We start from the raw sequence: 12741 nt of genomic DNA, 5'->3' as shown, positions 1-12741 counted from the left end.
GGGAGCGGTTTCCCATCCCTCTACTTATTTCCCAAAAATTCTTGCAAAGAAGCCCTTTTTCGTTTGTTCTTCTTCTACTTGCGCCTTAGCTTGATCCAGTTCCAACTTCAAGGTTTCCTTATCAGCCATGGCTTTCAAGGTCAACTGTTGTTGTTGGTCCAACTGTTTGTCTTTTTCAGAAATCTGAACATCCTTGACACGCAACTGCTCATCTTTTTCAGCAAGCTGCTTATCTTTCGCCTTCAATTGATCGTAAAGACGAATAATTTCCGCATTTTTTTCATCAACCAGAATTTCCATCAACTCGCGCTGTTTGACTTCTTCGCTGATTGGCTCATCTTCGAAAATAGTTGTCTTATAGATTTCTTCCAACTTGATCAAACCAGCACGATTGACAACCGTCACACCCTTGTCATTTTTTTCAACAAATTCTTCGGGCAACGATTTGACACGATTATTCATCGCTTGTCGGCTGACCCCTAAAATTTCAGCTAATTCGCTGACCGTTTTTTCAATTCCCATAATTTCCTCAATCGCTTGATATTTCTAGATTCTATCATTAAAATCTTACCACAACCCCTATTAACTGTCAAATATAGGGGGATTTGAGACGCTTTCTCATGCCTTTTATGGTAAAATAAGCCCATGAATACATTTGATACAATCATTATTGGAGCAGGACCTGCTGGTATGATGGCAGCCATTGCTTCCAAATTTTACGGAAAAAATACTCTCTTAATTGAAAAAAATAAACGTCTCGGTAAAAAATTAGCCGGTACAGGTGGAGGCCGCTGCAATGTAACCAACAACGGTAGCCTCGAAGACCTACTGGCTGGTATTCCTGGAAATGGTCGTTTTCTATACAGTGTTTTCTCACAGTTTGATAACCATGATATTATGAACTTCTTTGAAGAAAATGGTGTCAAACTAAAAGTTGAAGACCACGGTCGTGTTTTCCCAACCACCGATCGCTCCCAGACCATTATCAAGGCGCTCGAAATGAAAATGCTAGACTTGGGTGTGGATATTCGGACAGGAACCGAGGTCCTGTCTGTCAAGAAAAGCGACGACCTCTTCCAAGTCAAAGTAGCAGACCAGGTCTTTACTGCTCCACAAGTCATCGTAACGACTGGCGGTAAGTCCTATCCTTCAACGGGTTCTACAGGATTTGGTCACGACATCGCACGGCATTTCAAACTCAAAGTGACCGATATTGAAGCTGCTGAAAGTCCGATTTTAACGGATTTTCCACATAAAAAGTTACAGGGGATTTCGCTTGATGACGTGGCTCTGACCCACGGCAAACACCAGATTACCCATGATTTGCTCTTTACACATTTTGGACTATCTGGCCCTGCAGCCTTACGCCTTTCTAGTTTTGTCAAGGGTGGCGAAACAGCTTATCTAGAGGTTATTCCCAACATTTCTGCCGAGGATTTAGCCCAACATTTCCAAAAAAATCGCGAAAAATCTGTCAAAAATACCCTCAAGGAAATTATGCCTGAGCGATTAGCCGAATTTTTCGCTGAAAATTATGATGTTAAGATAAAACAGCTAAACCACAAACAATTAGACGAGCTCCTATCAAGAGTCAAATCCCTGCCTATCAAGATTACAGGCAAGATGTCTCTGGCCAAGTCCTTCGTCACCAAGGGCGGTGTTGACCTATCCGAAATCAATCCAAAAACACTGGAAAGTAAGACCATTCCCGGCCTACATTTTGCAGGAGAGGTGCTGGATATCAACGCCCATACAGGGGGCTTCAATATTACCTACTGCCTCTGCACGGGCTGGGTAGCAGGCAGTTTACATTATTAAGGAGACAGCTAGGCAAGTCAATGAATTCGGACAAGCAATCGGAGAAGCACTCCTCGACTTTAATGCAGGGCAATCCCCTCAAGTAGACAGACTAGCTTTCTGACCAGAATTTTGATGCCAAGGGTCAACAAAAAAATTCCTTATTCACAGTTTAAATCAGGCTGAAAGCGCTTGATTTTTCTTATTTTTCATTGTATGATAGTATTAAAACAAAAGGAGACTTCTATGAAACTCATTATCTCATCTATTTCTAAGCTATTTGATCAAAAAATTATCTTTCAAGAGGCTTCTTTCAGCTTTGAAAAAGGGAAAATTTATGGACTTTTGGGACGAAACGGAGCTGGCAAAACCACCCTTTTCAACTGTATTGCCAAGAATCTACCCTTAGATGGAGGACAAATTTCCCTGCAAATGGACGATCACTCCTCCTTGCTAGACTATGACAATACCGACATCGCTCTCAGCCAAGCTACACCACAACTCCCTGCCTTTATGACTGCTTATGAGTTTATCCGCTTTTTCATGGATATTCACAAGGATAAGTTAAAAGACCAGCGTCGACCAGAAGACTGGCTTTTATTGGCTGGCATCGCACCCGAAGACCAACACCGCCTGCTCAAGGATTTTTCTCACGGCATGCAAAATAAGGTCCAGATGATCACTTCTTTGATTGCCCAACCAGCAGTCCTTCTTTTAGACGAACCTCTCACTTCTTTTGACCCTGTCGCTGCTCACGAATTCAAGGAGCTGATTCGTGCCGCAAAAAAAGATTCGATTATTATCTTTTCAACCCATGTTTTACAACTAGCTCAGGATCTCTGCGACGAGATTGTCCTTCTGCACCACCAAGTCTTACAGGAAATTCCAGCAGACCGTTTGCACGACGCAGATTTTGAGCAAGAAATTGTGGATATCTTGTCAGATAAACAAACAGGAGAAAGCCTATGAATCAACTCCTTAAACTAAACTGGCTACGGCAAAAATACGATGCCTATAAAGCCCTGAATGGCTTTTTCTACTTTCTCAGAAAAATCCCTCTCATCGGTAAAAGAAGCCCTACCAGCATTTACAAAACAGAAGGGTTGAAAACCGGACTCCACATCCTTTTTTCTATCCTGTCCATACCAGGTCGTTTTCTAGCTAAATGCTTCTGGCTTGCTCTCAATCTGGGAATTGGAGTATTCTGGACGAATATCCTTTCTGGAAATGATAAACTGCTGACCTTTCATTCCACTTCTTGGTTACTTGGTTTTCTGATTTGGTGGTTGGTTATCGGACTTTCCTTCCAGTTGGGTAGCTCATTCTCCAGCGGCATTCCACAAGCAGATCGCGAATTTATGGATAATTTCCGACTGCTTCGGCGCTCCGTACTCCTGCAAAAAATCTGGCTACAGCCTATCCTAACAAGTCTCTTTTATCTACCTGCCCTCATTGTTTTTAGCCTTCTAGCTAACAACTGGTGGTTCCTCTTAGTTGGTTTGCTCACTCCGATTACAAGCAGCTTGTTGGGGCATTCTTTAAGTAGATGCGTATTTCACTATCAGATTTCACCAAAAAATCAAACTCATCTCTGGTGGGCAATATGCCTAGCGGGCTATATCCTAGCCATTCCTACCATCCTATTTCAAGCCCATCTTACTAATCTTTTTCCACTTCTCATTTTCTTGCTACAAGTCATTTTCATTCCTATTTGTAGCCTTTATCTACGAACTTTCCCAGAACTAGATGCCTTCTTAGTCAGTCACATGGAAAATTCTCTGGCATCCGATTTACAGGTCGCACAAATCAAGGCGGGCAATCAATATACCCGCCAAGGGCTGCAGATGAAGGAAAAACTGACGCTAGACAGCAAACTAGACCTGTCCCATCTTTCTGGTATGGCTTATCTCAATGCTCTGCTCTTCCAACGCTACCGTAGCATTCTTTGGAAGCAACTGCGGACACGTTTAATTTGTATCAGTCTAGTTGGGATGGCAGGAGTCGGCTATAGTCTCTATAGCAAAAACTTCATGCCTGAAAGCCTACTCATCGAGTTCATGCCTCTCTTCTTTATGGTGATGTATGCCTGTTCCATGGGACGTCCCATTGCCCAAATGGTCTTTGTCAATTGCGATATTGCCATGCTGCATTACCCATTTTACAGAGAAGGAAAAACCATCTTAGCTGGTTTTCGTTACCGCTTTTTCAAGGCTATTCAGTACAATGGAATCTCCGCTCTCAGCATGTTCCTCTTTTGTCTCGCCGCAGGAGGTTTCCAATATAAATTGGCAACCACGGCTCCTCTAGCCTTACTCCTTACCAGTTTGACAGCCCTCTTTTCCTTCCACGACCTCTTTATCTACTATATTCTTCAACCTTTTACAAAAGATATGGAAGTGACCAATCCCCTCTATAAATTCCTGAGCGGTGCTCTCTACTGGGTTGCCTACCTCAATACACGAATTCACATCGCAAATAGCCTCTATATCCTTGGGATTTCCATGGTACTTCTGCTTTATGTGGGGATTGGTTATATCATTCTCCTCAAAAAAGCATCGAAAACATTTCGCATGAAACAATAAAAGAAGCTGAACACTCTCAGCTTCTTGTTCACGATTAAACTACAATTCGTAAAACTGCAATAATGACAATCCCTACCACAACTGTCCAAAGAAGATTTTTGTAACGATAAGCTATCCAAAAGGTCGGAATACTGGCCACAATCTCTAACCATAAAAAGGTTGGAAACATTGTTGCTTTTTCCTTAGAAACTAGACTAGACAGAGTTAGGGCAAAGATAATTGTAATCGGCAGATACTTGAGCAAGCGCTCCACAATTTTAGGAAGACTGCTATACTTGACCAAAATAAAAGGAAAGACACGAGGTACCCAAGTCACCAAAAAGGCCAGACCGATTGCCCATAAAAGATAACTAGTTTCCATCTAAAACCACCCCCACTGCACAACCACATAGAGTGGCAATCAAGACTGCAGCTGCCTGCGATACCATTAACAGCGCTGCAAAGAAAGATACGGTCACTGCCAACAAGATGATCAGCAATTTCTTGACCGACTCCGACACCGCCATCGCTTCCCATTGTCCGATAAAAATCCCAATAAACATCCCAACCAAGGCATAGTCCAAACCAAAACTACTTGGATTAGGGATCATAGCTCCCAGCAAAGCACCCGTAACCGTAGCAAGAATCCAAGAAAGATAAGAAAAAACGTTATTTCCATGCATCCAGTTGGTTGCAATATGGTCATTATGGACCGCTTCGCCCATGAGAACGCCGTAAGATTCATCCGTAATCAGCGTTCCAATCAGCATTCCTTCCCACAGCGGAGCTTTTTTGAAAAAAGTTGTCGCATGCAAACTCATGAGCATGTTGCGCAAATTGATTAGAAAGACTGTCATAGCAATAGCCAGAAGCGAATCCCCTGTCAATAAGAGGGATACAAGAGCAAACTGCGCCGAACCTGCATAGACAAAAATACTAGAAAGGGCGACCTCCCACCAAGACCAGCCACTACCAGCTGCCACAATCCCAAAAGCCAGACCAATCGAAACATAGCCTAGTCCTACTGGAATAGCATCCTGCATTCCTTGAACAAATGATTTCTTCACAAAGTCTCCTCCAATCATGTACTTTATAGTATAGGTTAGATTGTAGACTTCGTCAAGGTATTTTCAGAAAATTCTCAAAAAAGAAAAAGAGGCTGAAAACCTCTTCTAATCTATTGTCTCAAAAGCTAGACTTGGCTTGGCATTGAGCGACAAATCTGCAACATTTCCCTTGTCAAACTCAACCGCTGCAGCTAAAGCAATCATCCCTGCATTGTCCCCACAAAGACGAAGTGGCGGAATGACCACATCCATATCTGCCAGTTCTTCTGCCAAACGCTCACGTAGTCCTTGATTGGCTGCGACACCTCCCGCCACAATCAGCTGGTTAACAGGATATTTTTCCAGTGCTTTTTTAGTTTTAGCCAATAAAATATCCATGACCGCTGCTTGGAAAGAAGCACACAAATCCTCAATCACCAACTCCTCGCCTTTTTGCTCCGCATTGTGGTGCAAATTGATAAAGGCTGATTTGAGACCAGAGAAGGAAAATTCTAAGTGGTCTTCCTTGATCATAGCACGCGGGAAATTGTAAACATCTTGTCCTTGATGCGCTAGCTGATCAATCTTTCGTCCTGCTGGATAGGTCAAGCCCATAACACGTCCAACCTTGTCGTAGGCCTCACCAACTGCATCATCACGGGTTTCTCCAACAATCTCGTAGTGACCAGGTTCACTCACATAAACCAATTCCGTATGCCCACCAGACACCAAAAGTGCCATGAGCGGATACTGCAATTCTTTGACCTCACGCGCCGCCATCAGATGTCCTGCCATATGGTTAACGGGAATAAGAGGCAAGCCATGCGCCCAAGCAAAAGCTTTAGCGGCCGCCATACCCACCAAAAGAGCACCAACTAAACCTGGACCATAAGTGACAGCTACAGCATCTAAATCCTCTGCCACAAGACCCGCTTCCTGAAAGGCATCTTCTATACAGGTCGTAATAACCTCGACATGGTGACGACTCGCCACTTCTGGCACCACCCCACCAAAACGCTTGTGACTTTCTACCTGACTAGCAATAATATTGGTCAAAAGTTCTGTTTCATTCTTCAAAATAGCCACACTGGTCTCGTCACACGACGACTCAATGGCTAAAATATATCTATCTATCATTTCTTCTCTCCATGATGACCGCATTTTCTAGCGGTTCATGATAATAATTCTTGCGCAAACCAATCTGCTCAAAACCGTATTTCTCATACAAGGCCCGTGCTGGTAGATTGTTTTCTCTTACTTCAAGAAAAATGGGCCCTGGTCTGTCCTCTAAGTTGTCCAAGAGTTTACCAGCAAGTCCTTGTCCCTGATAGTTTTTTTTCACAGCAATATTGGTTATTTCCAACTCACCAGCTAGGTCTTGAATGGCTAAAAATCCAACTATTTCTTCAGCAACCTCCACAAAGTAATAGCCGGTCTGAGGCTGGTCCATATCCGCAGCAATCTGTTCTTTTGTCCAAGGCGATGTCGGATAAACATCTGATAAAACCTCAAAAACAGCCTCTACTAGTACTTGTTCTGCCATATCACACTCGCTTGATGTAGTCCGCCACATTGGTCTCAGCGTTGGTCTTCAGCCAGTTTTCCTCAGCTTCCACCCGTTTTAGGTACTGGGGCACAAAAGCATCCACATGTACAGCTGGTAAGTTCTGTCCCAAAAGACCAATCCACTGTGCTGATGGCAGGCTTGGAATGATTTGTGCCTGAGGAAGAGCTTCTTGAATTTGACTACGAAAGGCTTCTACTTCACCTACAAAGGCCAGATTTTCCTGACCTTGTAGTTGCTCCAGAACCTCTGCAAAGCTAGCATGACGGTCTGGCTCCACAGCTCTGCCATTTTCATAAAAACCAACATAAACATTGTTACGGCGCGCATCCATGAGGGGTACCGCCAAGCCGTCGAAACCTACTTGGGTCAAGGCGTATAAACTAGATACACCGACCAAATCAATCTTAAGGGCATAAGCCAGCGTCTTAGCTGTCGCCACTGCCACGCGCAAACCAGTATAGGATCCCGGACCTTCAGAAACAACAATACGTTCCAAATCTTTTGGTGTCCATCCTACCTGCTCCATCAGAAAATCAATGGTGGGCATAAGACTAATACTGTGATTTTTCTTAATATTGACCGTCGTTTCGGCCAGCAATTTTTTTCCCTCCAAAATGGCAACCGAAAGAGCGTTACCGGAGGTGTCAAAGGCTAATAATTTCATGATGCTTCACTTTCTTTTCACTTACACCCTATTGTAAGCTATCTGAGACTTTTTTTCAAATCATGAACTTTTCCTCATCTGAAAACGTTCGTGAAAATACTTTAATTTTACATTTTCCCTGCCAATTCTTTTTACATGTCCCTCATTTATGATATAATAAACATAATTGCTACGTTCAAAAAATATTACCATTACTCGAAAAATTACATACACATTCACCAGCTAGCCTGCCTATCTGGCATTTTTCGGGACAATCGTTGCAACAGAAAGGAAAACTATGATTTATAAAGTATTTTATCAAGAAACTAAAGAACGCTCTCCACGTCGTGAACAAACCTTATCTCTGTACTTGGAAGTTGAAGCCGCTTCTGAATTGGAAGGCCGCATCATCTCCCGCCAATTGGTTGAAGAAAACACAAGCTACAACATCGAATTTATCGAATTGCTCTCTGAAAACCATCTCGAGTACGAAAAAACTCACGCAGATTTCAAACTTACGGAGTTCTAATCCATGTCATCTATCAATCTAAAACCTCAAGAAGTTGGCGTTTACGCCATCGGTGGTTTGGGAGAAATCGGGAAGAACACCTACGGTATCGAATACCAGGACGAGATTATCATCGTCGATGCTGGTATCAAGTTCCCTGAAGATGATCTGCTCGGGATTGACTATGTTATCCCAGACTACTCTTACATCGTTGAAAATATTGACCGTGTCAAAGGTCTTGTCATCACCCACGGTCACGAAGACCATATCGGGGGCATTCCTTTCCTCCTCAAACAAGCTAATATTCCAATTTATGCTGGACCACTTGCTCTAGCCCTCATTCGCGGAAAATTGGAAGAACACGGACTCTTGCGCGATGCAAGCCTACACGAAATTAACCAGAATACTATTCTAACCTTCAAAAATCTGAAAGTCAGCTTCTTCCGCACAACTCACTCTATTCCAGAACCCCTGGGCATTGTCATCGACACACCTCAAGGTAAAATCGTTTGTACCGGAGACTTTAAGTTTGACTTTACACCAGTTGGTGAACCCGCTGATTTGCACCGTATGGCTGCACTTGGGGAAGAAGGCGTTCTCTGCCTCCTATCAGACTCAACCAACGCAGAAATCCCAACCTTCACCAATTCAGAAAAAATTGTCGGCCAGTCTATCATGAAAATTATCGAAGGCATTCATGGACGTATTATTTTCGCCTCCTTTGCCTCTAATATTTTCCGTCTCCAACAAGCTGTTGAGGCGGCTGTCCGAACTGGTCGCAAGATTGCCGTTTTCGGACGTTCCATGGAAAAAGCTATTGTCAACGGTATCGAGCTTGGCTACATCAAAGCACCCGAAGGAACCTTTATCGAAGCCAATGAAATCAAGGAATATCCTGCCGGTGAAATCTTGATTCTCTGTACAGGTAGCCAGGGCGAGCCAATGGCTGCTCTATCACGCATTGCTCACGGAACCCATCGCCAAGTACAATTGCAACCAGGCGACACGGTTATCTTCTCATCAAGCCCAATCCCTGGAAATACGACAGGCGTTAACAAACTCATCAATATCTTGATTGAAGCTGGTGTTGAAGTCATCCACGGCAAGGTCAACAATATCCACACATCTGGACACGGTGGCCAACAAGAGCAAAAACTCATGCTCCGCTTAATTAAACCCAAATATTTCATGCCTGTCCACGGTGAATACCGTATGCAGAAGATTCATGCCGGCTTGGCTGTTGATACTGGTGTTCCAAAAGAAAATATCTTTATCATGGAAAACGGTGATGTCCTCGCCTTGACAAAAGATTCAGCCCGTATTTCTGGACATTTCAACGCACAAGATATCTATGTGGATGGCAATCGTATCGGAGAAATCGGTGCAGCAGTCCTCAAAGACCGTCGCGACCTGTCCGAAGACGGTGTCGTACTCGCTGTCGCAACTGTTGATTTCAAAACACAAATGATTTTAGCAGGTCCCGATATTCTTAGCCGTGGTTTCATCTATATGCGCGAGTCTGGAGATCTCATTCGTGAAAGCCAACGCATTCTCTTCAACGCTATCCGTATCGCCTTGAAGAATAAAGAAGCCAATATCCAAACCGTCAATGGCGCTGTCGTCAACGCACTTCGACCATTCTTATACGAAAAAACTGAACGTGAACCAATCATTATCCCAATGATTCTCACACCAGATGAAGATTAACAAAAGCTAGCCCACAAGCTAGCTTTTGTTCTACTCTCAATCAAGTTTACCAACAACTTTACTAAAAAAAGTATCCATTAAGTTGATCAAATTTCTTCCAGCAGTCCCAACATACACACCGTCAGATGCTAGATGCTCCACAGCACATCCTTTCCCCCAAAAAAAGAAACATTCCTAAAGAAAATTCTATTTCATATCCCGTCTCCTATAGCAATACCTAAGAGCTGTGTAAAACATTAAGATAAAAACAATAATGATTGTTAATGCCTGTGGAAAAAATCGATAAAAAGGGGCTGTTATCCACAGATTGTGTAAGAATTTCCCACAAGTAAGGTATTCATCACGTGAAAGCTCCCTTTTACTACCCTTGCACCTATTCTACTATGATGACAGAGAAATATAAAAAAGACTGAACTTGATATCCAGCCTCTCTTGCCTTATTTAGTATTAGGTGGGTAAATGTAAGAAACTACTGCGCTACTTGACTCTGTACTTGGGTCAAAAACGCCACGATAGTTGCCAATTGCCGGATTTCCAGCATAGTTAGCTTCCTCCACTTGAATCATGCCATCGGCCGCAACTTCTGTGACTACTGCCACATGACCGTAAGCTCCATCTGACCAGACCATAACAGCACCAAGTTTTGGAGTCTCTCCAACTTTGAAACCAGCTGCAGCTGCGCTGACTGCCCAATCATTGGCATTCCCCCAGTTATTGCCTACCCAAGGTGCCAATTCTTTGGCGCCCCAGGTGCATTGACCAACAGCATAGGTATTTGGAGTTAGCTCTACGACCATTTTTTCTTCTTTCATGGTCTTGCTTTTTGCCACCACTTTAGCGGATATGCTTGATGATGTCTTCGCCACATTTACCACTAAATTTTTTGTCATATCTGCTGGTTTTGTTGCTGCTTGCGCTTCTGGAATCCACATAAATAGTGCCAACAGAGTTGCCAAACCTAACAGAAATTGATATTTCTTTTGTAACACAAATGTACCTCTCATTTCAACAGACTATAGAATACCGTCTTTTTATGACAGACAAGTAAGAGAATTATTACAAATGTTACAATTAGCTTATGATTTAAAGACTCAAACTTCCATGCAAAAAACCTCGGTCTCCCGAGGTTGGCTGTTTAATAGACATCCAAGTAGTTATCGATTTCCCATTGAGAAACAAAGGTTGCATAGCTTGCCCACTCAATACGTTTAGCTTCGATAAAGTTTGTGTAAATGTGATTTCCAAGCGCATCTTTGACCACTTCATCTTCTTGAAGAGCCTTAAGAGCATTGTGAAGAGTAGATGGCAAATCAATAATTCCTGCTTCTTTGCGCTCTTCCGCTGACATTGCATAGATATTGGTTTCTACTGGTGCTGGTGCTTCAATTTTATTTTCAATACCATCAAGACCAGCTTCCAAGAGAACGGCCAAGGCCAAATAAGGATTTGCCATTGGATCTACCGAACGCAATTCCAAACGAGTCCCCATTCCACGAGAAGCAGGTACGCGAATCAATGGAGAACGGTTGCGACTAGCCCAAGCAATATAAACAGGTGCTTCATAACCTGGTACCAAACGCTTGTAAGAGTTAACAGTCGGGTTGATGATAGCTGTATAATTGTAAGCATGCTTCATGAGACCACCAAGGAAGTAGTAGGCATCTTGAGATAACTGCATACCTCGTGGATCTTGAGGATCAAAGAAGGCATTTTCACCCTTATCATTGAAAAGAGACATATTGCAGTGCATACCGCTACCTGCAATTCCGTACTTAGGCTTAGCCATAAAGGTTGCGTAGAGTCCGTGTTTACGGGCAATTGTTTTGACAACTAATTTGAAGATTTGGATATTATCACAAGCCTTCAAGACATCGGCGTATTTAAAGTCAATTTCATGCTGACCAACAGCCACTTCATGGTGACTCGCCTCTACTTCAAAGCCCATTTGAGTCAAGACATTTACGATTTCACGGCGAGTATTATCGGCCAAGTCCGTTGGCGCCAAATCAAAGTAGCCACCCTTATCATTTACTTCAAGTGTTGGGTTCCCATTTTCATCCAACTTAAAGAGGAAAAATTCTGGTTCTGGACCTAAGTTGAAAGATTTATACCCAACTTTCTCCATATGACGAAGAGCTTTTTTCAGATTTCCACGAGGATCCCCTGCAAATGGTTCGCCTTCAGCAGTATAAATATCACAGATCAAGCCAGCGACAGCACCATTTTCATCGCCCCAAGGGAAAACTGTCCAAGTATCCAAGTCTGGATAGAGATACATGTCAGATTCGTTGATACGTACAAACCCTTCAATAGAAGAACCGTCAAACATAGCTTTATTAGACAAAACTTTTTCCAACTGCTCTTCTGTAGCAGGAATTTCAACGTTTTTCATGATACCCAAGATGTCTGAGAACATCAAACGCAAAAAAGTAACATTTTTTTCTTTGACTTCGCGACGAATGTCAGCAGCTGTAATCGGCATTTCTTTCTCCTTTGTCATTGCCATTTCTTAAAAACGAAACGAGTTAAAACCACTAGGCGAGGTCGTAAAGCCACCCACCTTTGTCAGCTCATCGTGTAAGATTTGACGCACCTGGCTGTCAGACAAGGTCTGCTTACGAGCCAACTCTTTAGCCTCGTATTCTCGCTTAATAGCTGCAATATTATAGCCATCCGCGATGTAGTCCTTGATTTCCAACAATCGATCCATGTCATTCAACGAATACATGCGACGATTGCCTTCATTTCGATCAGGTTGAATCAATCCCTGCTCTTCATAATAACGAATTTGACGCGCTGTTAAGTCTGTCAATTTCATAACTGAGCCGATAGGAAAGACCGATAATGAACGTCGTAATTCTTTTTCTCTCACGAGAGCTCCTTTCTGAATACCATTATATTGGATTATTTTA

At 42.9% G+C, this 12741-nt stretch carries 14 protein-coding genes; 5 read left to right on the top strand and 9 right to left on the bottom strand.

Annotated features, from left to right (window positions below):
* Positions 1-24: 24 nt before the first annotated feature.
* The gene (locus tag ACHUFA_RS04125; RefSeq protein ID WP_222347692.1) at positions 25-522 is read right to left on the bottom strand and encodes a DUF536 domain-containing protein; all 498 of its coding nucleotides are present in this window, start codon (positions 520-522) and stop codon (positions 25-27) included.
* A gap of 123 nt (positions 523-645) precedes the next feature.
* Here ACHUFA_RS04125 and aao point away from each other — a divergent pair, with 123 nt between their 5' ends.
* The 3 genes from aao to ACHUFA_RS04110 all read left to right on the top strand — a co-directional run bounded on the left by aao (position 646) and on the right by ACHUFA_RS04110 (position 4379).
* Entirely contained in the window at positions 646-1818 is a 1173-nt protein-coding gene (gene aao / locus ACHUFA_RS04120) for an aminoacetone oxidase (protein ID WP_394404994.1), read from the top strand.
* Positions 1819-2043: 225 nt separating this feature from the next.
* The gene (locus tag ACHUFA_RS04115; protein WP_222347690.1) at positions 2044-2766 is read left to right on the top strand and encodes an ABC transporter ATP-binding protein; all 723 of its coding nucleotides are present in this window, start codon (positions 2044-2046) and stop codon (positions 2764-2766) included.
* Complete coding sequence (locus tag ACHUFA_RS04110; protein ID WP_394404993.1) at positions 2763-4379, top strand: hypothetical protein; 1617 nt, start codon at positions 2763-2765, stop codon at positions 4377-4379. The genes ACHUFA_RS04115 and ACHUFA_RS04110 overlap by 4 nt, the downstream gene beginning before the upstream one ends.
* Before the next feature lie 34 nt (positions 4380-4413).
* On the opposite strand, the gene ACHUFA_RS04105 is transcribed toward ACHUFA_RS04110, so the two are convergent.
* The 5 genes from ACHUFA_RS04105 to tsaB form a co-directional block, all read right to left on the bottom strand.
* Positions 4414-4740 carry an AzlD domain-containing protein gene (locus ACHUFA_RS04105; RefSeq protein WP_394404992.1) on the bottom strand — a complete coding sequence of 109 codons (327 nt, stop codon included), beginning with the start codon at positions 4738-4740 and terminating at the stop codon, positions 4414-4416.
* The gene (locus ACHUFA_RS04100) at positions 4730-5401 is read right to left on the bottom strand and encodes an AzlC family ABC transporter permease (protein WP_394405049.1); all 672 of its coding nucleotides are present in this window, start codon (positions 5399-5401) and stop codon (positions 4730-4732) included. Before ACHUFA_RS04100 ends, ACHUFA_RS04105 begins: the two co-directional genes overlap by 11 nt.
* Before the next feature lie 129 nt (positions 5402-5530).
* On the bottom strand, positions 5531-6541 hold the full coding sequence (tsaD, locus tag ACHUFA_RS04095; protein ID WP_222347686.1) for a tRNA (adenosine(37)-N6)-threonylcarbamoyltransferase complex transferase subunit TsaD: 1011 nt from the start codon (positions 6539-6541) through the stop codon (positions 5531-5533).
* Positions 6531-6947, bottom strand: a complete 417-nt coding sequence (rimI, locus tag ACHUFA_RS04090; protein ID WP_222347685.1) for a ribosomal protein S18-alanine N-acetyltransferase — start codon at positions 6945-6947, stop codon at positions 6531-6533. The genes tsaD and rimI overlap by 11 nt, the downstream gene beginning before the upstream one ends.
* 1 nt (position 6948) lies before the next feature.
* Positions 6949-7635 carry a tRNA (adenosine(37)-N6)-threonylcarbamoyltransferase complex dimerization subunit type 1 TsaB gene (tsaB, locus tag ACHUFA_RS04085; protein ID WP_222347684.1) on the bottom strand — a complete coding sequence of 229 codons (687 nt, stop codon included), beginning with the start codon at positions 7633-7635 and terminating at the stop codon, positions 6949-6951.
* A gap of 277 nt (positions 7636-7912) precedes the next feature.
* Here tsaB and ACHUFA_RS04080 point away from each other — a divergent pair, with 277 nt between their 5' ends.
* Both ACHUFA_RS04080 and rnjA read left to right on the top strand, forming a co-directional pair.
* Complete coding sequence (locus ACHUFA_RS04080) at positions 7913-8143, top strand: DNA-dependent RNA polymerase subunit epsilon (protein ID WP_394404991.1); 231 nt, start codon at positions 7913-7915, stop codon at positions 8141-8143.
* Between the two features lie 3 nt (positions 8144-8146).
* Entirely contained in the window at positions 8147-9829 is a 1683-nt protein-coding gene (rnjA, locus tag ACHUFA_RS04075) for a ribonuclease J1 (protein ID WP_222347682.1), read from the top strand.
* Between the two features lie 437 nt (positions 9830-10266).
* Here rnjA and ACHUFA_RS04070 read toward each other — a convergent pair whose 3' ends face one another.
* The 3 genes from ACHUFA_RS04070 to ACHUFA_RS04060 form a co-directional block, all read right to left on the bottom strand.
* Positions 10267-10818, bottom strand: a complete 552-nt coding sequence (locus ACHUFA_RS04070) for a CHAP domain-containing protein (RefSeq protein ID WP_394404990.1) — start codon at positions 10816-10818, stop codon at positions 10267-10269.
* A 146-nt stretch (positions 10819-10964) separates the two neighbouring features.
* Positions 10965-12311, bottom strand: coding sequence for a type I glutamate--ammonia ligase (glnA, locus tag ACHUFA_RS04065; protein ID WP_222347812.1), 1347 nt, complete (start codon positions 12309-12311; stop codon positions 10965-10967).
* A 27-nt stretch (positions 12312-12338) separates the two neighbouring features.
* On the bottom strand, positions 12339-12701 hold the full coding sequence (locus ACHUFA_RS04060) for a MerR family transcriptional regulator (protein WP_222347680.1): 363 nt from the start codon (positions 12699-12701) through the stop codon (positions 12339-12341).
* Between the last annotated feature and the right edge of the window lie 40 nt (positions 12702-12741).

The organism is Streptococcus hepaticus (assembly GCF_043656315.1).
In the GTDB taxonomy this organism is placed as follows: Bacteria; Bacillota; Bacilli; order Lactobacillales; family Streptococcaceae; genus Streptococcus; species Streptococcus hepaticus.
This window is presented reverse-complemented; position numbering and strand designations above follow the sequence as displayed.

Excerpts from the sequence above, each read along its gene's own strand:
- tsaB (WP_222347684.1), bottom strand. The coding sequence starts at position 7,635 with ATGAAATTATTAGCCTTTGACACCTCCGGTAACGCTCTTTCGGTTGCC.
- ACHUFA_RS04100 (WP_394405049.1), bottom strand. The coding sequence starts at position 5,401 with ATGCAGGATGCTATTCCAGTAGGACTAGGCTATGTTTCGATTGGTCTG.
- ACHUFA_RS04115 (WP_222347690.1), top strand. The coding sequence starts at position 2,044 with ATGAAACTCATTATCTCATCTATTTCTAAGCTATTTGATCAAAAAATT.
- glnA (WP_222347812.1), bottom strand. The coding sequence starts at position 12,311 with ATGCCGATTACAGCTGCTGACATTCGTCGCGAAGTCAAAGAAAAAAAT.
- aao (WP_394404994.1), top strand. The coding sequence starts at position 646 with ATGAATACATTTGATACAATCATTATTGGAGCAGGACCTGCTGGTATG.
- ACHUFA_RS04105 (WP_394404992.1), bottom strand. The coding sequence starts at position 4,740 with ATGGAAACTAGTTATCTTTTATGGGCAATCGGTCTGGCCTTTTTGGTG.
- ACHUFA_RS04125 (WP_222347692.1), bottom strand. The coding sequence starts at position 522 with ATGGGAATTGAAAAAACGGTCAGCGAATTAGCTGAAATTTTAGGGGTC.
- rimI (WP_222347685.1), bottom strand. The coding sequence starts at position 6,947 with ATGGCAGAACAAGTACTAGTAGAGGCTGTTTTTGAGGTTTTATCAGAT.
- ACHUFA_RS04080 (WP_394404991.1), top strand. The coding sequence starts at position 7,913 with ATGATTTATAAAGTATTTTATCAAGAAACTAAAGAACGCTCTCCACGT.
- ACHUFA_RS04110 (WP_394404993.1), top strand. The coding sequence starts at position 2,763 with ATGAATCAACTCCTTAAACTAAACTGGCTACGGCAAAAATACGATGCC.
- rnjA (WP_222347682.1), top strand. The coding sequence starts at position 8,147 with ATGTCATCTATCAATCTAAAACCTCAAGAAGTTGGCGTTTACGCCATC.
- tsaD (WP_222347686.1), bottom strand. The coding sequence starts at position 6,541 with ATGATAGATAGATATATTTTAGCCATTGAGTCGTCGTGTGACGAGACC.